A 20518-nucleotide genomic window follows, 5' to 3' on the forward strand; every position below is an offset into this window, starting at 1 on the left:
CCGTCATCACAGATGGCCCGACGCGCTGGTGGCATCGACGCCCACCCCGGTCGCGGCGCTCGTCATCCGCGACAGCACGTGCGCGGTCATGCCGCGCGCCAACTCGCTATCCCCAATAAACACGGTGCCGACTCGCTCTGATTCGAGCAACGCGGCCTCGTCGTCGTTATCGGTGCACAACACCGCTTCGATAGACGGGTTCAGCGTGCGGGCTGTATCGACGATCTTGCGAACATCGAAGGTGTCCGGCAACGTCACCACCAGCATTCCGGCGCGTGCGACGTGCGCCTGCACCAGCACCATCGGATCGGACGCGTCGCCGCACACAGCGGGCACCTGCTCGGCGCGCAGCTTCTCGACGATATCGCGATGCTGTTCGGCCACCACATAGGGGATCCGATGCATGGCCAGCGTCTGCGCGACACGGCGGCCGACCCGGCCATAGCCGACGATCACGACTTGGCCGGTCAGGTGCGCCTGCGGCACCGTCATCGGCAGCGCGGCGAGCGGATCTTCGCGGCATTCCATCCGTCGCGCCAGGCTGGAACGATTACGGATCCATGCCTGCGCCGGCTCGATCGCGGCGAACACGAGCGAATTCAACGCAATGGAGATCAGCGAGCCGGCCAAGATCAAGTCCTGCCCCTCTTTCGGCAACAAGCCGAGCGACATCCCTAGTCCGGCCAGGATGAACGAGAACTCGCCGATTTGCGCAAGGCTCGCGCCGACGGTCAACGCGCTATTCAGCGGATAGCGGAAGGCGAGCACCAGCGCCACCGCCGCCACTGTCTTGCCGACCATGATGATCGCGACCACGCCGAGCACGTGTAACGGCGCGTTGATCAGCACATGAGGATCGAACAGCATGCCGACCGATACGAAGAACAGTACCGAGAACGCATCGCGCAACGGCAACGTTTGGTCCGCCGCGCGATGGCTGAACTCGGACTCGCGCATCATCATGCCAGCGAAGAATGCGCCCAGCGCGAACGACACATCGAACAGACGTGCCGAGCCGTACGCCACGCCCACTGCGGCGACAATCACGCACAATGTGAAATAGCTCGCGCGAACCGGTGCGGGCCACCAGGAACAACAGGCGCGGGAACACCCGGCGGCCAACCACCAGCATCAGTGCGATGAAGGCGGCGACCTTCGCGAACGTTACGCCAACCATTGCCCACAGGCTGGGCTGCGGCGCGGCGGCGCGCGCCTGCGTCAATTCCGCACCATGGTTGCCGTCCAACGAGCCGCCAAGCAGGCCAGCCAACGGTGGAAGCAACACCAGCACGAGCACCATGACCAGGTCCTCGACGACCAGCCAACCGACCGCAATACGGCCGTTGGCCGAATCAAGCTGGCCGCGCGCCTCCAGCGCACGCAGCAACACAACGGTGCTGGCCACCGATAGCGCCAGCCCGAAGACGAGTGACACGCCAATCGGCCAGCCCCACCACATCGCCGTGGCCATGCCGAGCGCCGTCGCCACCGCGATCTGGACGATTGCGCCGGGCACGGCGATGCGCTTGACGGCCAGCAGGTCGTCGAGCGAGAAATGCAGGCCGACGCCGAACATCAGCAGCATCACACCGATCTCGGAAAGCTGGCCAGCAAGCGCCACGTCGCCGACAAAACCCGGCGTCGCAGGTCCGCACAGCACGCCGGCCAACAGGTAACCGACGAGCGGCGGCATCCTAAACCACGACGCGGCGTAGCCGAGGATCATCGCGAGCCCGAGCCCGGTTGCGATCAGGGTGATGAGGCTGATGTCGTGAGGCATGCGACTCCTTCAAAAATCCGGGGATAAGCTTACAAAAGCCTTAATGATACGGGAGCTTAACGTCTCTATGGCGATCGACGTGCTAGAAATGGCTGGAATTACGCACAAAAATGACGCGCGATGGGCTGGCCGAGCACCGTGCCCGGCGCGTCGAGTAAAATTGCCGTCCCATCTCAATCAGGGCAGCAGTATGGAGCTTCACGAACAGATCGACGCGGTGCAACGGCTGATTGACCGCCTCGCCAGCGCCGTGCCGGCGGCTCCGGCGGCTCCGGCGGCTTCAGCGGCTCCGGCGGCTTCAGCGACTTCAGCGACTTCAGCGACTTCAGCGACTTCAGCGACTTCAGCGACTTCAGCGACTTCGGCGACTTCGGCGACTTCGGCGGCTTCGGCGGCTTCGGCGGCTTCGGCGACTTCAGCAACTCCGGCTGACTCGACAAAAGAAACAGCCAATGATCCCACACCGCCTCAGTTGCACTTCAATCGTCCATCGCAAAACGAAATCGTCGTGACACTCGGCGAGCACTCCGTTACGCTCGGACCCGCCGATATTTCAGCGATCATTGAGGAGCTAGCGATCGCGCGTGCCTCAATGACGCCTGAGCCGCCCGCTGCACTGCCGCCGGGCTGGCGCTTCGCGGCAACACAGGATCCGGCGATCGCCACGCAATCACGCAACAATGGCTCGAAACTTGTCGTGTTCCGCCATACCGGCTATGGTTGGGTGCCGTTTACCTTTACGCCGAACATGGTGATGAACCTGCTAGCCGCGCTATCCGCGAAGTAGCGCATCGCCACAGCGATATGCCACCCTGCTACTTGTCGATGCACGCGCCCACGCGCCATACGGGTCAATGTCGATGGGCCAATGCCGATCCGGCGAGATGCCGCTTCATCTCGCGCAAATCGAGGGCCGTGAACTCAACGCTTCAACGCAGGATCAGCGCCGACACTCGCGCTATAGCCTTCCCGCATTCAAGCCAAAGGGATCTTGTCAATGCATTCTGGATATCCAGATTCCCCATCGACACTTTCCAGAAATCCGGAAAATACGGCATTTCATTTCATCCTCATAACCCTTAACAGTCAAAGACTTATACCAATCGGACGAGGTTGGCATCAGCCTTGCACATAAGTGCCCACGGCCACCAAGCCAAGACACAACTACAGCCAGGAGACATCGCATGTCCGTTCGTCGTTCCCGCTCACGCTGAACCCGCGCAGCGCACGCAACGCGTTATCCGCGCACGCCTGTGACAAACCTGTCCGGGCCTGCGATTCTTATCACAAACGATAAGGGTATCTATCGTGAAAAAACCCCTCTACAAGGTCCTTTACGTCCAGGTGCTATTTGCCATCGCATTGGGCATCCTGCTAGGCCATTACTACCCACAATTAGCGATACAAATGAAACCGCTGGGTGACGCGTTCATCAAGCTGATCAAGCTGGTGATCGGACCGATCATTTTCTGCACCGTGGTGTCCGGCATCGCCGGCATGCAGGACATGAAGAAGGTGGGCCGCGTCGGCGGCAAGGCGTTGCTGTACTTCGAGGTCGTCTCGACGTTCGCCCTGCTGATCGGCCTGGCCGCTACGCATATCCTAAAGCCCGGCGTGGGCTTGAACGTCGATCCGGCCACGCTCGACAGCAAGGCGGCGTCGATATATGTGCAAAAAGCGCATGGCCAGACGACAGTCGACTTCCTGATACACCTGATCCCCGACACATTCTTTAGCGCCTTCGCGCAAGGCGACATCCTTCAAATCCTGCTAATCGCGATCCTGTTCGGTAGTGTGCTGGCCCACCTGGGCGAGCGCGGCGCCAAAGTGTCCGCATTCATCAGCAGCATCTCGCAGGTGTTCTTTGGCATGGTGCACCTGATTACGAAGGTTGCACCGCTCGGCGCGTTCGGCGCAATGGCGTTCACGATCGGCAAGTATGGGGTCGGCTCGCTGCTGCCGCTGCTCAAGCTAATAGGCACGTTTTACCTGACGTCATTGCTGTTCGTGCTGGTTGTGCTCGGCACGATTGCGCGTGCCGTCGGCTTCAGCATCGTGCGTTTTCTCGGCTACATTAAGGAGGAGTTGCTGATCGTGCTCGGCACCAGTTCGTCCGAGGCGGCGCTGCCGCACCTAATGGAAAAGCTCGAGAAGCTCGGATGCTCGCGCTCGGTCGTCGGCCTGGTCGTGCCGACCGGTTACTCGTTCAATCTCGACGGCACGAACATTTATATGACGATGGCCGTTCTGTTCATTGCACAGGCGACCCCATACTGACCTGACATGGGGCCAGCAGCTGACACTGCTGGCCGTCGCGATGCTCACATCCAAAGGCGCGAGCGGCGTCACCGGCGCCGGGTTCATCACGCTCGCCGCGACGCTGGCAGTCGTGCCGACGATTCCGCTCGCCGGCATGGTGCTGATCCTTGGCATCGACCGCTTCATGAGCGAGTGTCGTGCGCTGACCAACATCATCGGCAATGGCGTGGCAACGGTCGTCGTGTCCGCGTGGGAGCATGAGCTCGATCGCGACAAGCTCAAGCGCGTGATGCGCCAGCCGGCAAGCATCGAAGCGGAAGCGACCGCATAGGCGAGCGCACGGCGTTGTGCCACAATGATGCACCCATCCGCTGCTCTCCTGACATCTCGCCGTGCTACGCCGTACCGCCGTATTGCTGGTGCTCGCCGCGGTTATCATCGCAAGCTGCGTCGCGGCCTGGTCGAGCGCGCGCACCCATGCGATCGACCGCTTGCGCGAGGCGTCGGCCGCGCGCGCGGCACGCACGAGCGCCACACTGCAAGCCGCGCTGGACCGCTACGAGCCCCTACCGTACCTGCTCTCCACGCATCCTCTGGTGCAGGATGCGCTGCGGCAGCCAAACGGTGAAGCGGTCGCCCGCGCGAATCGCTACCTGGAGGAAATCGCACAGCGCTCGAAGGCGTCACAAGCCTACCTGATCACCGGCGACGGCCTGTGCGTAGCAGCCAGCAACTGGCGCGAACCCGACAGCTTCGTCGGGATGCGCTATGTTTTCCGGCCATACTTCGTCGCCGCGGTCGCGGGACGCGAGGACCACTTTTTCGGGATCGGCACGCGCTCGCATCAGGCCGGCTACTATATTTCCCAGCCGGTCTCATACAATGGGACTCAAATCGGCGTCGTGGTGATCAAGATCGACCTGAGCTGGTTCCCGCCGCAAGACCGGTCCGAGCCGCTGTTCGTCACCGATGCCAACGGTATCGTCATCCTGTCATCGATCCCATCGTGGCGGTACCATACGACGCGCCCGTTGTCGAACCAGGCGTCGGCATGGATTCGCGACACCGAGCAGTACAGTGACGAGCCGTTGAAGCCGTTGCCGCTGACCAAGGTGCGCACGCGCGCGGCAGGGGCGGAGCTAGTACGGTTCGGCTCGGGCCCACCGGCACCGCTGTATCTACAAACCGAACAGCCGCTGAGCGAGCTTGGCTGGCAGTTGACGGTACTGTCGCCGCTGGACGATGTCGATGCACGGGCGCGCGCGATGACGGTGGCGACCGGTTTGGCGCTGCTGATTGCCGCGCTGTTGGGCTTTTACTGGCGGCTACGACGGGCCAAGCTGCGCGAAATGGAGTACGGTCGCCGGATGCTGCAGAGCGCCTATGCAGAGTTGAACCAGCGCGTCGCGGAGCGCACCGCGGACCTGTCGGCAGCCAACGAGCAACTCACGCGCGAAGTCAGCGAGCGCACGCGCGCGGAAGCGGAACTGCGCGCTGCACAAGACGAACTCGTGCAAGCCAGTAAACTGGCTGCACTCGGGCAAATGGCCGCTGGCATCACCCATGAGCTGAACCAGCCGCTCGCCGCGCTGCGCACGTTTTCGGATAACACACGGGTGCTGATCGAGCGTAACGCGCTGGATGCGGCACGCGAGAACCTGCAGGCCATCGCGACACTGATTGACAGGATGGGGCGCATCACGAACCAGTTGAAACTATTCGTCAGCAAGCGGCGCCCGCGCGATGCACACGCCATCGTCGCGCAGGCGCTGCGCAACGCATTGGTGATGTTGCGCGACAAGCTTGCCGGCATCGACGTGCGAGTCGTGAGTGTGCACGCCGGTGGCAAGCGCGCGCCATTCGATTTGAATGCACTTAATACGTCGCCCGCTGTGCGATGTGATGACCTGCGCGTCGAGCAGGCACTGATCAACCTGATCGGCAACGCAGCCGATGCGCTCGCCAGCCACCCGACGGCGCGCATTATCATCGAAGTCGACACGCGCCCCGACGTCGTAGCGATCGCCGTCATCGACAACGGTCCCGGCATCGCCGCCGACCTGCTGCCCCGGCTGTTCGAGCCATTTTTCACCACCAAGGAAATGGGGCAAGGGCTGGGGCTCGGGCTGGCGATTGCCGCGTCGATCGTGCGCGACGCGGGCGGCACGCTGAGCGTGGCCACCGCGCGCGACAAGGATCGCGATGCGACGGCGCGCGGCGCATGCTTCGTGATGACGCTGCCACGCGCGTATGCGCGCTCGAGCCAGGACGCGCCGGCATGACCACGCATCACCCACGCCATTGACCACCGCATGAACAACCACGACCATGACCGACGGCTTGCAGGTATTGTTCATTGAAGACGACGAGCTGGTACGGCACGCCAACGTGCAGAGCCTAATGCTCGGCGGCTTCGACGTGACCGGCTATCCGAGCGTAGAAGCCGCGCTAGACGCGATGCACGCTGCCGGCGCCAGCGTGCCCGGCGCGATCGTCACGGATGTCCGGCTGCCCGGGGCGAGCGGCCTGGAACTGCTGTCGCTGATGCGCGAGCGGGCGCCGGATGTGCCCGTGATCGTCGTCACGGGTCATGGCGATATCTCAATGGCGGTGCAGGCGATGCGCGAAGGCGCGTACGACTTTATTGAAAAACCCTTTTCGTCGGAGCGCCTCGCCGATGCCGTGCGCCGCGCGCTCGAACGGCGCGCGTTGCAACTAGAGAACCGTGCACTGCGCCGAGAGCTGGCGGCCCAGCGTCCCGACACCGTGCACATCATCGGCACGAGCGCGGCGATCGACCAGGTCCGCACGATGATCGCCAACGTCGCGCCGACCGATGCCGCCGTGCTGATCAACGGCGAAACCGGCACCGGCAAGGAATTGATCGCACGGGCATTGCATGAACAATCCGCGCGCCGCAACCGACCGTTCGTCGCGATCAACTGCGCAGCACTACCCGAGTCGATGTTCGAGTCGGAGATGTTCGGCTACGAGCAAGGCGCCTTCACGGGTGCGACGCGACGCCGCGTCGGCAAGCTCGAATATGCATCGGGCGGCACGCTGTTTCTCGACGAAGTCGAAAGCATGCCGCTCGCGCTGCAGGCAAAGCTGTTGCGCGTGCTGCAAGATGGTGTACTGGAACGGCTGGGCTCGAACACGCCAGTGCACAGTGACGTACGGATCATTGCAGCGGCCAAGGGAAACATGAACGAGCATGTGGCGGCCGGCACGTTCCGACGCGACCTGCTGTACCGCCTGAATGTCGTGACAATCACCCTGCCACCGCTCAGCGAGCGTCGCGAAGACATCATGCCGCTGTTCGAGCATTTTGTGCTCGATGCAGCGCTGCGCTACCAGCGCCCGGCGCGCGTGCTCACCGACGCGCAGCGGCACGCGCTGATGCAGCAGGACTGGCCGGGCAACGCGCGCGAGTTGCGCAACGCCGCCGATCGCTTCGTGCTCGGCATCGGCTTGGACGATGTGCGGCACGCCATCCGTGCGGACAACGACGCGCAGCCCCTGAAAGAGCGCGTCGAGCAGTTCGAGCGCGCGCTGATCGCACAGGCACTGGAGGCGTACGGTGGTGCCGTATCGACTGCGGCCGAGCGCCTGCAAGTCGGTAAGGCGACACTGTACGAGAAGATCAAACGCTACGGGCTCACCACGCGCGGCGAGGCGTAAGCACAACCTGCGTCCAGCGACGCTCGGACGGCGGTGACTGCATTTTCCCTGCCAACGCTGGACTTTTGCGCAAAGATTTAATAGAATGTTATCGTCTGCAATACAAGATCGTGGTAATTACTGCGTAATTCAGGCTTTTTCGCGCAATTTCAATACGGTTGCATGAAAGGTGGGTCCACATCGGCGGACCCTTTCATCTGCCCGGCCGTGCCGGGCGCTTTAGTGGACTCGGCGGCGCGTTGCGCCCGGTCCTTCCGCCAGTCGTCCACGGACGACATTCTGCCCGTCCAGCGGCCATCGTCGCACATGCGACCGCGCAGCGGGCAACCGTGCAGCATGTGACGGCATTGTGCCGTCCGCCTCCAGCGTGCCGGGCCTCGTGCCCGCGCGTGGTCCGCCATTGTCTTTGCTTTAGGGCGCGTGCTGTATCGGCAACCCACGAGGAGAACTCAACGATGACGAGTCGTCGCGCGAAGCTATTGTCGAGCTTCATCGTGCTGACACTGATCGTGACAGCGCTGGTCCGCGCAATCGGGCTGGATGTGCTGTGCAAGTATCACGCTGATTTACTGTACTACACCGGCGCGCACCTGCTGCTGGTCGGCGCGTCGATCGCGCTCGCGCTGCTCACCGGCATCCCCGCGGGCATCTTGCTGAGCCGCGCGTCGAACCCACGGCATGCGGAGCGGCTAATGCAGGTACTGAACGTGGGCAACACCGTGCCGTCATTGGCGGTGCTCGCGCTGGCCCTCGCGGTGCTGGGCATCGGCGCCGCGCCGGCGATCGTCGCACTGTGGCTCGCGTCGTTGTTGCCGATTGCCCGCAACGCATACGAAGGCATGCGCGCGGTGCCGCCCGCGTGGCGCGAGGCGGCGCGTGGCCTGGGCATGACATCGCTGCAATCAATGTTCAAGGTCGAACTTCCCAACGCGATGCCGATCATCATCGGCGGGGTGCGCACCGCGCTCGCCATCAATGTTGGCACCGCGCCGCTGGCTTTCCTGATTGGCGCCGATAGCCTCGGCACATTGATTTTCCCGGGAATCTATCTAAATGATCCGGCCATGCTGCTGTTGGGCGCCGCATCAACTGCTGCGCTGGCGCTCGCGCTGGACGCACTCGTTGCCGGCATCGCTCGCGCCGCGCTAGCGCGGCGCGGACTGGCACTGTAACGCAAGCACAGGAGAACTTATGACCCGTTTGCTTAAATGCGTCATTGCTTGGCTGCTCGCCAGCACCGCGCTGGCGGGCGTGATACCGGCACACGCAGCGACGCTGGTCGTCGGCGGCAAGAATTTCACCGAGCAATTGCTGCTCGCGGAAATCACGTCACAATACCTGCGCTCACGCGGCTACACGGTCGAGAGCCGCAGCGGCCTGGGCAGCGTGCTGATGCGCAGCGCGCTCGAGAATCGGCAATTGGACATCGTATGGGACTACACCGGTACGGCACTGATCGTCTACAACCGAATTCATGAGAAGCTCGATCCGCAGACCGCGTACCGCCGCGTACGCGATCTGGACAAACCGCGTGGCCTGGTGTGGCTCAAACCGTCGGCGCTAAACAACACATACGCGCTGGCGATGCCTAGCGAGCGCGCCAAACGCGACGGCATCCATACGATCTCGCAACTGGCCGCGAAGATCCAACAAGACGACCCGCGCAAGCGGCACTGGTTTGCGATGGACGCGGAGTTTGCGAACCGGCCCGACGGGTTGCGGCCATTGCAGGCGCTGTACGACTTACGACTGCGTCGCTCAGATATCAAGCAAATGGACTCCGGGCTAGTCTACACGGCGTTGCACAACAACCAAGCCATGTTTGGACTCGTCTACACGACCGATGGACGCATCAAAGGCTTTGGTATCACGGTGCTCGACGACGATCTCGGCTTTTTCCCAGCGTACAACGCAACGCCGGTGGTGCGCCGCGACGTGCTAGACCAGCACCCAGAACTCGCGAAGCAACTCGATGCACTGTCCGCGCAGATCAACAGCGAAGTGATGTCTGAGATGAACAAGCGCGTGGACATCGACGAGGAATCGATCAGCGCAGTCGCCGCCGATTTCCTACGCACGCACGCGTTGCCTTAAGCCAGGAGAACCGATGGACCTGATGAACTATTTCTCGAACAACTGGCAGGAACTGGCGTCGCTCACCTTGCAGCATCTCGCGCTGGTTGGTACCGCCGTGGGCTGTGCGATTCTCGTCGGCGTGCCGCTCGGCATCCTGATCAACCGATGCGCCTGGTTGGCCGGTCCGTTGCTCGGCTGCGCGACGATCGTGCTCACGCTGCCGTCGATTGCGCTGTTCGGCCTGATGATTCCGCTGCTGTCGCGCTGGGGTGCCGGCATCGGCCCCGCTCCCGCAATCGTGGCGGTATTCTTGTACTCGCTGCTGCCAATTATGCGCAACACCTACCTGGCGCTGCGCAATGTCGATCCTAGCATCCGCGAAGCGGGTACCGGCATCGGCATGACGCGGTGGCAACGGCTCAGGCTCGTCGAGCTACCGCTCGCCGTGCCGGTAATCATCGGCGGCGTACGCACGGCCGTCGTCATGAACATCGGCGTGATGACCATTGCCGCAGTCATCGGTGCCGGAGGCCTCGGCGAGTTGGTACTGCGCGCGATCAGCCAAAGCAACATGACGCGGCTGGTGATCGGGGCGGTGCTCGTGAGCGTGCTGGCCATCGTCGCAGACCTGCTGCTGCACGCACTGCAGCGTGCATTGACACCGAAGGGAGTAGCGAAGACATGATCGAACTTGACCACTTGACGAAGACCTTCACGCGCAAGGACGGCAGTGCGGTACGGGCGGTCGACGCCGTCAGCCTGACCGTTGCCGAGGGCGAAATCTGCATTTTTCTCGGCCCTTCGGGATGCGGCAAGACCACGACATTGAAAATGATCAATCGGCTGATCCAGCCGACCGGCGGCCGGGTGCTGCTCAACGGCGAGGACACCGCGAACGTCAACGAAGTGGAACTGCGTCGCCATATCGGCTACGTGATCCAGCAGGTCGGCTTGTTCCCGAACATGACGATCGAGGAGAACATCACGGTCGTGCCACGGCTGCTGGGCTGGGACAAGTCGCGCTATCGCGAGCGCGCGACCGAACTGATGTCGATGGTCGCGCTGGACCCGAAGCTGTACCTAAAGCGCTATCCGCGCGAGCTTTCTGGCGGTCAGCAACAACGCATCGGCGTGATCCGCGCGCTCGCGGCTGATCCGCCTGTGATGTTGATGGACGAGCCGTTCGGCGCGGTTGACCCGATCAACCGTGAGTCGATCCAGAACGAATTTTTCCAAATGCAACGTGCGCTGAAGAAAACGGTGATCATGGTCAGCCACGATATCGACGAGGCGATCAAGCTAGGCGACAAGGTCGCCGTGTTCCGGCGCGGCCAGTTGGTGCAGTTCGATCATCCCGACACGTTGCTTGCCCATCCCAAGGACGAATTCGTCAGCGCGTTCGTGGGCCACGACAGCACACTCAAGCGCCTGCTGCTGGTCAAGGCGAGCGACGCGGCAACCCACGCCCAAACCGTGCACGTCGATACCCCGCTTGCCCAAGCGCTCAGCGTCATGGATGATACCGACAATCGCTATGTGACGGTCACCGACGACGCGCGGCGCGCACTAGGCTACGTATCGCGTCGTGCCGCGCGTGAAGGCGCATCCACCCCGGCACGTTGCGGCGACAAAATGCGTGAATTTGCGACCACCGTGAATGCGGAGGATAACCTGCGCGTGGTGTTGTCAAAGATGTTCGAGGTTAACTCGCCGTGGTTGCCGGTCGTCGATCCGGAAGGCGGCTATCTCGGCGAAATCACGCAGGACTCGATTGCCGAATATTTGAGTTCGGGCCGCTCGCGCGGCGTGCCGACCGCTGCTGGCATGTAATCCTCGCCGGCTTGGCCGGCCGGCAAAGCACACTGCTTCAAGATAGCGAAACGTTGTTCGACTGGCCGGCAACGCTATTCGACTGGCCAATCTGTCGGTCAGTCGCTGCGCCGGCCACTCATAATTGTCCTGCGGCACTTCACTGGCTCAACCCCGTCAACGTCGCGTGTCATCAGTATCGAAGACCGTTGCATAGGGTGCTCACACACGGCTACACACCGCTCGTATCGGCGATCGAAAAGCCGGGGCTACGCACGCTGCGCAGACAGCCGGAAAGTCCATCCCGATCGGAAAGGCGCGCACGCGCACGACACGCGGACCAAGCTCCAATTCGGGATCTTGAAGTCACGGCGGCGCCAGCTCGCATCACGCGTCCTATCGGGAATGGAAGGTGCTTAGCACTGAGCATGCGGATTTGACGTAGTCGTGAAATGTGCTTAGATGTAAGGTGACCTGTCCAACCACAAGGAGTGCGTTATGTCAGGAGCGAACCGGCCAGCAGGCCCAGCTACCCCAAAATCTCGACAATTGGCAGAACAGATTACCCGCGACGAGATGGAGCGCAATCTCCCGGATGCATTATGGGGTCAAGACCGCGACAGTGAAAACGGCCACGGCGGGCCGGACGGCCCACTGCCCCACACACGCTCCGTCGGCAAGCCTCGCAGTTCGGCGAGGACACCCGACGGCAGTTGAATGCAAGGCAGCGCATGGGCCAACCGCCCGTGCGTCGCCCACCGTACCCCTGCGGGCCCCCGGAAAATGCGGCCCGACTCACTCTTGGTCAGCCCGCGTCCGCGGGACCACGTGGCCCGGGCGAGGACGGACGCCGGCCGGGATCCACGGCAAGAAGCGCGAACCTTCCCTGATCAACGAATAACGCAGATCACGCTGCTGCACCGCTCAGTTGGCGGTGCAGCGCCGGCAGCGAAAGTTTGGTTTCGAACAGTCTCGTGAGGCTGGCGCTAGTGTAGCGGCTCACTTCGGTCGGCTGCACCCACCGGAACGCGTCCATTTCGGGAATCATTTTTCCGTTCCGGTAGCTCGGAAACAGGCACGTGCATACGCATTCGCGGATATCGACGTCGCACGTCGAGACGCGGGTCGCGAACAAGTGCAATTCCTTGTCAGATCGATAAGAAAACGCCCCCAGCTCGACCAGCGCTGCTGCGTCGAGCGTCAAGCCGGTCTCTTCGCGAGTCTCGCGCAGCGCTGCGTCGATCGGTGCCTCGCCCGGATTGGGCTGACCCTTCGGGATGTCCCAGTGTCGCGTCTCGGTTGCGTGACACAGCAACACGCTACCGAGTTCGTTGAGTATCACGACGCCACACGAGGTCTGTTTTGGCATAACGATCCAGTTTCGCGTTCTGGTACGGCTTCGATGCATCGATCCGTACCGCGCTAAAGCAACGCGATCACGCGCGCGTCACCGCGGTCCACCGCCGGCACCACCTGCTCCCCCACGCGGCGGAACGTCAACGATATAGTCCGGCTGCCCACGCGTAGATCGCCGACTTCCAGCCAATCAATGCCTTCCGGCAACCGCGGGCGCTCGATACGGATTTCCTCCCGCTGCGCGTCCACGGTCACGCCCAGGCAAGCCTCGAGCATCATGAACGGCGAACCTGCCGCCCAGGCCTGAGGCAGGCACGCGACCGGATAGGCGGTCGGCGGTTCGCCGCGCCGCCGCGTGAAGCCACAGAACAGCTCCGGCAACCGCATGTCGAAGTGGACCGCTGCCTCGAACAGGGCCTGCAGCAACCGCACCGCCGCGTCCTTTTCGCCGTAGCGCGCCATGCCGCGCGCACACAGCGCGGTATCGTGCGGCCACACCGAACCGTTATGGTACGACATCGGATTGAATCGGGGCTGGCCGCTGGCCAGCGTGCGCAGGCCCCAGCCGGTGTAGAACAACGCGGATTCGAGCGTATGCGCGACCTGCTCGCCACGCGCCTTGTCCGGGAGCCCGAACGCCAGCAGATGCCCGGCGTTCGAGGCCAGCACGCGGCACAGCTGACCATGCCCGTCCAATGCAATCCCATAAAAACCTTCCTGGGGCATCCAGAACATCGCCTCGACCCGTTCGCGCAGCGCCTGGGCACGCGTCGTGTAGCGGGCGGCGAGCGTGGCGCTGCCGCGGTGCTGCGCCAGCCGCGCCATTGTCTCGAACGCCGCACACGCGTACGCCTGTACCTCGACCAGTGCGATCGGTCCGTCCGGTATGCGCCCGTCCGAGTGGAACACCGAATCGTGGCTGTCCTTCCAGCCCTGGTTGGCCAGGCCGCTGTCCGCCGCGCGCTGATAGTCGAGCAATCCAAACGGGTTGCGATCGCATACCCGTGCGATCCATTGCGCAGCCAACTCCAGCGCCAGCCACAATTCGTCGATCAATGCCCCATCGCCGGTCCTCTCAAGGTAGGCTCCGGCCAACACGATGAACAGCGGCGTCGTATCCACGCCGCCGTAATACAGCGCAAACGGCACTTCTCCGGTCGCCGCCATCTCGCTCTTGCGCATCTCATGCATGATTTTGCCCACCGCGGCATCACGAAACGCCGAATCCTCGCGCGCCTGCTGGGCCGCGAGAAAGCGAAGCACGCCACGAGCCAGCGCCGGCTGCACCCACAGCGTCTGCAAGGACGTCATCACCGCGTCCCGCCCGAATGGCGTTGAGAACCACGGAATGCCCGCATATGGATAGGGTCCGGTGTCCCGATCCGTGGTCAACAATCCCAGATCGGCAAACGAGCGTTCCATCCAAGCATTGAACAATGGATTGCTCGAGCGCAGCCTTGCACTGGCGCGACGCCTATCGCGCATCATTCGGTGCGACTCGGCCAGCGCGGCGCGTACCGCCGCCCGCCCCGCGCCGCTCAAGCCGGCTGGCGGCTTCGACACCGGACCGGGCACCGGCGCGGCGGTCTCGTTGATTGGCCGGGTAACAACCGTGACCTGCAGGTAAACCGACAGGCACGCCTCGGACGGCAACGTCAACGTATAGTCGGCGCGCCCCGGCATCAGCTTGTCCGGAGCAGGAGAAAAAGCGATGCGCACAATCCGCTCGACATTGTCCAAACCCTGGTAGCTAAACACGACCTCGCCCTTGTCGACATAGGGCGTCGCCAGCGTGCCGCGCCGGCCGCGCGGCGAGCCGCGCACTTCGAACATGTCTAAAAAATCGCTGGCAAATGAAAGCGACAGCGGTACGACCGCCGGCTCGGTGCCGTAATGGGTCAGCGTGATCGCCTCGTTCAATACATTACCGCACAGCACCCTCAAACGCTCGACATGGATCACGCCCTGCGGCGTATGCCCGCCACCCAATGGCGGCAGCGACCGGTTGGTCAAGTGGGCGGTGAACGCCGTGTTGTCGCTGCTCACGCTGCTCGACAGCAGCGATGGCGCCCGGCCGCCAAACGTGAGTTGCAGTTGCGACAGCACCCGCGTGTCGTTGACGAACAGGCCGTCGTCATGGCCTAGAATATCGCCATTCGGATCGTTGACGACGAACGTGTCGCCCGACTTCAGCACGTACCGCCGGCCGGAGGTGACATTCGCGTGCTCCGGCGCAATGAACACGCCGTCGTCGCCGCCGGTCTCGGCGCCCTGCTCCGGCAGCTTCGCGAGCCCGCCGGCGGTCGGTTCTGGCTCCTGCATGAGTTGGCTCCCTTTCAAACACCTGCGTTGTCACAGCACCGCTCGCGCGCTGTCGATTGTATGACCATGGCACAACGCGATCGTGCATTCGCACAAGGATGTTCGTCCCATCACCCAGCTCTCATATAACATGCAAACCTGATACGTTGCATACTCGACCTTTCCGATGTCGGCCAGACCTCACCCATTGACCGAACATGATATCGAGCAATGGATCGCCGCCATTTCATCCGGCCAATATCCGGTGGGCACAAAGCTGCCCGCCGGCAGGGTGCTTGCGCAAATCCACGGCGTCAGCCAGGCGGTGATCTGCGATGTCGCAGGAGGACTGCAGGCAGAAGGATTCGTCGATACGCGCTAGGGTGCCGGCGGCACAATGCGCTCGCGCACATCCGCCCGCGGGTATCGCTCTAATTGCACGGGCATCGCCATGCCAGAACGCATGGGCTTCGCAATGTGGCCGAACAGTGTTGCTGGCAGCCGCGGCACGGAACATCAAGAAGATTGCGCTACTGCTGGCGCGTCCGCTGGCGCTTTTACACGTCTTCTGGCGCTCACGCACCGTTGCAGCGGTTAATCGCTAATCTCGCGATCCTGCTTGGCCCGAGCACACAAAACCGTGCCAACATCGCGCCCGTCTAAAGACGAAACCCCACGCTGCGAAAAACGTGGGGTTTCGTCAGCAGTCCGAGCGCAGGTCAAGCCTGCGCTTTTGTTGCCCGCTGCGTCGAACCGGCCATGCTGGTCCCCCCGCAGGGGCAGGTTGCGTGCCGCTTAGAACCTGTGGCGCAGGCCCAGCGCAACGTACTCTTGCGCGCCGCCGTTCGCACCGGCAAAACCGTACGAGCTAATCGAAGCCTGAGCTTGCGAGCCCGCACCGTCCTGCTGACCGGTGGCCTTTTGCCATGCGCTCACCAGGTACACGTCGGTGCGCTTGGACAGGCTGTAGTCGGCGCCCAGGCTGACCTGGTTGTACTTGGCCGACGCGTTGCCCGAACCCTTCGTGTAGCTGTAGCCAATGCCCGTGAGCAGCGCCGGCGTGGCCTGGTAAGTCGCGAACGCGTTGCCAGTGTTGTACTTCTGCGTCTGGCCGAACGACGAAGCGGAGTCCGCCGTGTACTGCGCATTGCTGTACGACGCGCCGACGTTGACCGGGCCGATTGTGTACTGGCCGGCGACACGGGCGATCTTGAGCGACGCAGCCGACGTGTAGGCACCATTGACCGGGCCGTTGAAGATCGAGTCGGTCGTTGTGTTGGTTGCCGTCGTGGTGGAATCTGAGAAGTCCCGCACGCCGTTGGTAACCTTGCCGCCGTTGTAGTACTGATAGCTCGCTGCCACGGCGATCGGGCCGTTCGTATACGCCAGCGCAGCGCCCCACGCACGGCGGTCGCCAAACGAGCCGGCCTGATTACCGAGCGCGTATAAGCCTTCGAATTGGAAGCCGGCCCAGACCGGGCTCGTGTACTTGACCGAGTTGTTGACGCGGACGCTGTTGTCGTAGTTGTCGACGTCGCCCGGCGTTGCGAACCCGGAGCCGAAGTAGTTATCGCCCGTGATGCTTTGTACCAGATCCGTATCCGGCACATATTGGCGACCCAGCGTTACCGAGCCGTATACATCATTCTGCAACCCTACATAAGCCTGACGGCTGAATTCGCGGCCACTTTGGCCAAGACGGCCATTGTTTGGGTTAAAGCCGTTTTCCAACTGGAAGATCGCCTTCAAGCCGCCGCCCAAATCTTCCGCACCCTTTAAGCCCCAGCGCGACCCCTGTAGGTTGCCGGAAACTGTGGACCATTGGTTCTTGCCGCCTTGGTTATGTAAGAAGGTAATGCTTTCATCGATAACGCCATACAACGTCACCGAGCTTTGGGCGTGGGCTGCTGAGGTAGCGGCGAGCACGCCGAGTGAGATGGCCGAGAGTACCAGTCGTTTCATTTAATCTTCTCCGAACGATCGTTCATTTAATTTTCCGTGCGGCCGAAGCATACCTCGACACCTGTAGAAGAAAGAAATAAAAGCGTGTCCAACGTTGCTAAATTTAGACGGTATGAATTCACAATCGCCATTTTCGGCAGACGGTGTGATAGCCCGGGCTGCACATGCAAATTCCCGCAGGAAATGGGCCGTTGCGGCTCACCCGCGCGCCGCGCACAACACCACCCGATTCAGCGAGCACGGGCGGTGCTACGGTTTGTCGTGCTCCACCCTGGCGCACCAATGGAGCACAGGATTTATCGTGTCCCCCCGGAGCACCAATGGAGCACAGGATTTGTCGTGTTTCGCTTCCAAGGCCTCTATGAAGCACAGGGTTTGTCGCGTTCCGCCCCGGAGCACCCATGGGGCCCAGGGCCAGCGGCGCCACGCACCTATATATAGGGCGGGTCCATTATCATTGCGCCGTTTCCTCAATGCGCCGGCTTGATCTGATCCAGCGCCAGATTCAGCTTGAGCACGTTCACCCGCGGCTCGCCCAGCAAGCCAAACTGCCGACCGGTCGTATGGCGGGCAATCAACTCGTCGACCCGCGCTTGTGAAAGGCCTCGTGCCCGCGCCACGCGGGGGGCCTGGTAAGCTGCCGCCGCGGGGCTGATGTCCGGATCCAAGCCACTGCCTGATGAAGTCACCAAGTCCACCGGCACCGGCGCCGTGTTGGTTGGATCGGCTTCATGTAAGGCGGCAAGCCGTGCCTTCACCTCGTGCGCCAGCGCCGGATTGGTCGGGCCTAGGTTCGATCCGCTCGAGCTTTGCGCGTTGTACGGATTCGGTGTCGTCGCCGACAGTCGGCCCCAGAAGTAGTCGTTTCTATCGAACTGCTGTCCGATCAGCGCCGAACCGATCAACTTGCCGTCCTTTTCGATCAGGCTGCCGTTGGCCTGGATTGGAAAAATAGCCTGTGCGATCGCCGTGACCGCGGCAGGATAGACGATGCCCGTGATCACCGTCAGCGCGACGAACAGCACCAGTACGGGACGCAGTAAAGTGTTCATGATCATGATTCACAATGGAGCAGCGCGCCGCCCCGAAAAAGGCCGGACGGAGGCAAACGAAGAGACGCCGACCCGCCCGGCAAGGGTTGCACGGAACGGATCAGGCCCAGCCCAGGGCCGTGATCGCCATATCGATCAACTTGATGAACGGGAACGGCAGCACAATGCCACCCAACCCATAGATCAACAGATTGCGCCGCAGCAGCGAAGCGGCACCCAGCGGCCGGTACTTAACCCCCTTTAGCGCGAGCGGAATTAGAAACACGATGATCAGCGCGTTGAACACCACCGCCGACAAAATGGCGGAGGAAGGCGAAGTGAGCCGCATCACGTCGAGCACGTGCAACTGCGGATAGGTGGTCGCGAAGGCCGCCGGAATGATCGCGAAGTACTTCGCTACATCGTTGGCGATCGAGAACGTGGTCAGCGAGCCGCGCGTCATCAACATTTGCTTGCCGATCTCCACGATCTCGATCAGCTTGGTCGGATTCGAGTCGAGATCGACCATGTTGCCCGCTTCCTTTGCCGCCTGCGTGCCGGTGTTCATCGCGACCGCGACGTCGGCCTGCGCCAGCGCCGGGGCGTCGTTCGTGCCATCGCCGGTCATCGCCACCAGCCGCCCGTCGGCTTGGTACGCGCGGATGGTCGCAAGCTTGGTTTCTGGCGTGGCCTCGGCCAAAAAATCATCGACGCCGGCCTCGGCGGCAATCGCTGCCGCGGTGAGGCGATTATCGCCAGTCACCATCACCGTCTTGATCCCCATCTTGCGCAACTCGGCAAAGCGCTCCTTGATCCCACCTTTGACGATGTCCTTTAGCTCGATCACGCCGAGCACGCGGGCTTGGCCACCAGCGCCTAGCTGCCGCTGCGCGACGACCAGCGGCGTACTGCCGCGGCGTGCTACGTCATCGACCGCCGCGCGCACTTCCTGAGGAAAGCGCCCTGCATGCGCCTGGACATACTGCTGGATCGCGTCAGCCGCACCCTTACGGATCTCGCGCTCCGGCAGATCAACGCCGCTCATCCTCGTCTGCGCAGTGAAACCGAGGAACTGCGCATGCAGGCTGGCCATATCCCGCTCGCGAATGTTGAAACGCTGTTTGGCAAGGACCACGATGCTGCGGCCTTCCGGCGTCTCGTCGGCCAGCGACGCCAACTGTGCGGCATCGGCCAGCTCCTGCTCGGACACGCCCGGTGCCGGCATGAACGCCGACGCCTGCCGGTTGCCAAGCGTAATCGTGCCGGTCTTGTCCAGCAACAGCACGTCGACGTCGCCGGCAGCCTCAACGGCGCGGCCGGACGTGGCGATCACGTTCGCCTGCATCATCCGGCTCATGCCGGCCACCCCGATCGCCGACAGCAATCCACCGATCGTGGTCGGTATCAGGCACACCAGCAACGCGACCAGAACCGTGATCGTCACGACGTGACCGGATTTCATCGCGGAGATCGAGAACATCGAGAATGGCAACAGCGTCGCGGTCGCGAACAGCAGCACGAGCGTCAACGCCACTAGCAGGATGGTCAACGCGATTTCATTGGGCGTCTTTTGTCGCTTCGCGCCCTCGACCATCGCGATCATCCGGTCCAGGAAGGCCTCGCCGGGATTCACGCTGACCCGCACCACGATCCAGTCCGACAGCACCCGTGTGCCGCCGGTGACGGACGAGAAGTCTGCGCCAGACTCGCGGATGACGGGTGCCGATTCACCGGTAATCGCCGACTCGTCGACCGACGCGACGCCTTCAATGACTTCGCCGTCCGCCGGAATCGTGTCACCCGCCTCGACCAACACCACGTCGCCGCGGCGCAAATCCGTGGACGTTATGATACGGATCGGCGCTTTCGGGTGAGGCTCGTTCAGCTTCTTGGCCATCACATTGTGCTTGGCGCTGCGCAGCGACGCGGCCTGGGCCTTCGAGCGGCCCTCCGCCAACGCCTCGGCGAAGTTGGCAAACAGCACCGTGAACCACAACCACAACGCAATGGCCAAAATGAAGCCGGCCGGCGCCTCGGCCTGCCCGGCAAGCGCCGCGATCCACAGCACTGTGGTCAGGATGCTGCCCACGTAGACACAGAACATTACCGGATTGCGCAGTTGAGTCCGCGGCGCGAGCTTCTTGAACGCATCGACGATGGCCGGCTTGAGTAGCACCGGATCGAACATCGAATGGACCGCGGTACGGGCCTGCCCGAGGTTGTCCGCGCGATGGGCAGGCGATGGATTGACGTTAGTCATGCT

General features: G+C 62.7%; 14 protein-coding genes and 3 pseudogenes. 10 read left to right on the forward strand and 7 right to left on the reverse strand.

Features of this window, described 5'->3' with window-relative positions; all coding sequences use genetic code 11:
* Positions 1 to 6: 6 nt before the first annotated feature.
* Both RBRH_RS14510 and RBRH_RS18105 read right to left on the reverse strand, forming a co-directional pair.
* Positions 7 to 1780: pseudogene (locus RBRH_RS14510) on the reverse strand (cation:proton antiporter domain-containing protein).
* Positions 1781 to 1978: 198 nt separating this feature from the next.
* The gene (locus RBRH_RS18105; protein WP_162145565.1) at positions 1979 to 2233 is read right to left on the reverse strand and encodes a hypothetical protein; all 255 of its coding nucleotides are present in this window, start codon (positions 2231 to 2233) and stop codon (positions 1979 to 1981) included.
* 19 nt (positions 2234 to 2252) lie between these two features.
* Between RBRH_RS18105 and RBRH_RS18110 the strand changes: the two genes are divergently transcribed.
* From RBRH_RS18110 to RBRH_RS14555, 8 genes and pseudogenes are all read left to right on the forward strand, one after another.
* Entirely contained in the window at positions 2253 to 2567 is a 315-nt protein-coding gene (locus RBRH_RS18110; protein ID WP_049786556.1) for a hypothetical protein, read from the forward strand.
* 518 nt (positions 2568 to 3085) lie between these two features.
* Positions 3086 to 4370 (forward strand): annotated as a pseudogene (locus tag RBRH_RS14520) (dicarboxylate/amino acid:cation symporter).
* A 61-nt stretch (positions 4371 to 4431) separates the two neighbouring features.
* Positions 4432 to 6321 carry a sensor histidine kinase gene (locus RBRH_RS14525; RefSeq protein ID WP_013428875.1) on the forward strand — a complete coding sequence of 630 codons (1890 nt, stop codon included), beginning with the start codon at positions 4432 to 4434 and terminating at the stop codon, positions 6319 to 6321.
* A 46-nt stretch (positions 6322 to 6367) separates the two neighbouring features.
* The gene (locus RBRH_RS14530) at positions 6368 to 7720 is read left to right on the forward strand and encodes a sigma-54-dependent transcriptional regulator (RefSeq protein ID WP_013428876.1); all 1353 of its coding nucleotides are present in this window, start codon (positions 6368 to 6370) and stop codon (positions 7718 to 7720) included.
* 455 nt (positions 7721 to 8175) lie between these two features.
* Positions 8176 to 8892, forward strand: a complete 717-nt coding sequence (locus RBRH_RS14540) for an ABC transporter permease (protein WP_041754882.1) — start codon at positions 8176 to 8178, stop codon at positions 8890 to 8892.
* A gap of 19 nt (positions 8893 to 8911) precedes the next feature.
* The gene (locus tag RBRH_RS14545) at positions 8912 to 9814 is read left to right on the forward strand and encodes a glycine betaine ABC transporter substrate-binding protein (protein ID WP_013428878.1); all 903 of its coding nucleotides are present in this window, start codon (positions 8912 to 8914) and stop codon (positions 9812 to 9814) included.
* 13 nt (positions 9815 to 9827) lie between these two features.
* Complete coding sequence (locus RBRH_RS14550; protein ID WP_013428879.1) at positions 9828 to 10481, forward strand: ABC transporter permease; 654 nt, start codon at positions 9828 to 9830, stop codon at positions 10479 to 10481.
* Positions 10478 to 11626, forward strand: coding sequence for an ABC transporter ATP-binding protein (locus RBRH_RS14555; RefSeq protein ID WP_013428880.1), 1149 nt, complete (start codon positions 10478 to 10480; stop codon positions 11624 to 11626). Before RBRH_RS14550 ends, RBRH_RS14555 begins: the two co-directional genes overlap by 4 nt.
* 886 nt (positions 11627 to 12512) lie before the next feature.
* Here RBRH_RS14555 and RBRH_RS14560 read toward each other — a convergent pair.
* A complete protein-coding gene (locus RBRH_RS14560; protein ID WP_041754883.1) occupies positions 12513 to 12974 on the reverse strand; it encodes an NUDIX hydrolase in 462 nt (153 codons plus the stop codon).
* A gap of 53 nt (positions 12975 to 13027) precedes the next feature.
* A complete protein-coding gene (locus RBRH_RS14565) occupies positions 13028 to 15283 on the reverse strand; it encodes an amylo-alpha-1,6-glucosidase (RefSeq protein WP_041754884.1) in 2256 nt (751 codons plus the stop codon).
* Positions 15284 to 15449: 166 nt separating this feature from the next.
* On the opposite strand from RBRH_RS14565, the gene RBRH_RS18115 reads away from it, so the two are divergent.
* Together RBRH_RS18115 and RBRH_RS19425 are read left to right on the forward strand one after the other, a co-directional pair.
* Positions 15450 to 15644, forward strand: coding sequence for a helix-turn-helix domain-containing protein (locus tag RBRH_RS18115; RefSeq protein ID WP_013428883.1), 195 nt, complete (start codon positions 15450 to 15452; stop codon positions 15642 to 15644).
* Between the two features lie 53 nt (positions 15645 to 15697).
* Positions 15698 to 15925: pseudogene (locus RBRH_RS19425) on the forward strand (IS5/IS1182 family transposase); the annotation flags it as partial.
* A 132-nt stretch (positions 15926 to 16057) separates the two neighbouring features.
* On the opposite strand, the gene RBRH_RS14570 reads toward RBRH_RS19425, so the two are convergent.
* The 3 genes from RBRH_RS14570 to kdpB all read right to left on the reverse strand — a co-directional run bounded on the left by RBRH_RS14570 (position 16058) and on the right by kdpB (position 20515).
* Entirely contained in the window at positions 16058 to 17224 is a 1167-nt protein-coding gene (locus RBRH_RS14570; RefSeq protein ID WP_013428885.1) for a porin, read from the reverse strand.
* A gap of 470 nt (positions 17225 to 17694) precedes the next feature.
* Positions 17695 to 18276 (reverse strand): potassium-transporting ATPase subunit KdpC, encoded by a 582-nt coding sequence (kdpC, locus tag RBRH_RS14575; RefSeq protein WP_041755051.1) that lies wholly within the window; start codon positions 18274 to 18276, stop codon positions 17695 to 17697.
* A gap of 100 nt (positions 18277 to 18376) precedes the next feature.
* Positions 18377 to 20515, reverse strand: coding sequence for a potassium-transporting ATPase subunit KdpB (gene kdpB / locus RBRH_RS14580; protein WP_013428887.1), 2139 nt, complete (start codon positions 20513 to 20515; stop codon positions 18377 to 18379).
* Positions 20516 to 20518 lie beyond the last annotated feature (3 nt).

It is taken from the genome of Mycetohabitans rhizoxinica HKI 454 (assembly GCF_000198775.1).
Classification (GTDB): Bacteria; Pseudomonadota; Gammaproteobacteria; order Burkholderiales; family Burkholderiaceae; genus Mycetohabitans; species Mycetohabitans rhizoxinica.

Bases quoted from the DNA above. Each gene is read 5' to 3' on its own strand.
- RBRH_RS18115 (WP_013428883.1), top strand. From the start codon at position 15,450: ATGTCGGCCAGACCTCACCCATTGACCGAACATGATATCGAGCAATGG.
- RBRH_RS14540 (WP_041754882.1), top strand. From the start codon at position 8,176: ATGACGAGTCGTCGCGCGAAGCTATTGTCGAGCTTCATCGTGCTGACA.
- RBRH_RS14555 (WP_013428880.1), top strand. From the start codon at position 10,478: ATGATCGAACTTGACCACTTGACGAAGACCTTCACGCGCAAGGACGGC.
- kdpC (WP_041755051.1), bottom strand. From the start codon at position 18,276: ATGAACACTTTACTGCGTCCCGTACTGGTGCTGTTCGTCGCGCTGACG.
- RBRH_RS14570 (WP_013428885.1), bottom strand. From the start codon at position 17,224: ATGAAACGACTGGTACTCTCGGCCATCTCACTCGGCGTGCTCGCCGCT.
- kdpB (WP_013428887.1), bottom strand. From the start codon at position 20,515: ATGACTAACGTCAATCCATCGCCTGCCCATCGCGCGGACAACCTCGGG.
- RBRH_RS14530 (WP_013428876.1), top strand. From the start codon at position 6,368: ATGACCGACGGCTTGCAGGTATTGTTCATTGAAGACGACGAGCTGGTA.
- RBRH_RS14565 (WP_041754884.1), bottom strand. From the start codon at position 15,283: ATGCAGGAGCCAGAACCGACCGCCGGCGGGCTCGCGAAGCTGCCGGAG.
- RBRH_RS14550 (WP_013428879.1), top strand. From the start codon at position 9,828: ATGGACCTGATGAACTATTTCTCGAACAACTGGCAGGAACTGGCGTCG.
- RBRH_RS14560 (WP_041754883.1), bottom strand. From the start codon at position 12,974: ATGCCAAAACAGACCTCGTGTGGCGTCGTGATACTCAACGAACTCGGT.
- RBRH_RS14545 (WP_013428878.1), top strand. From the start codon at position 8,912: ATGACCCGTTTGCTTAAATGCGTCATTGCTTGGCTGCTCGCCAGCACC.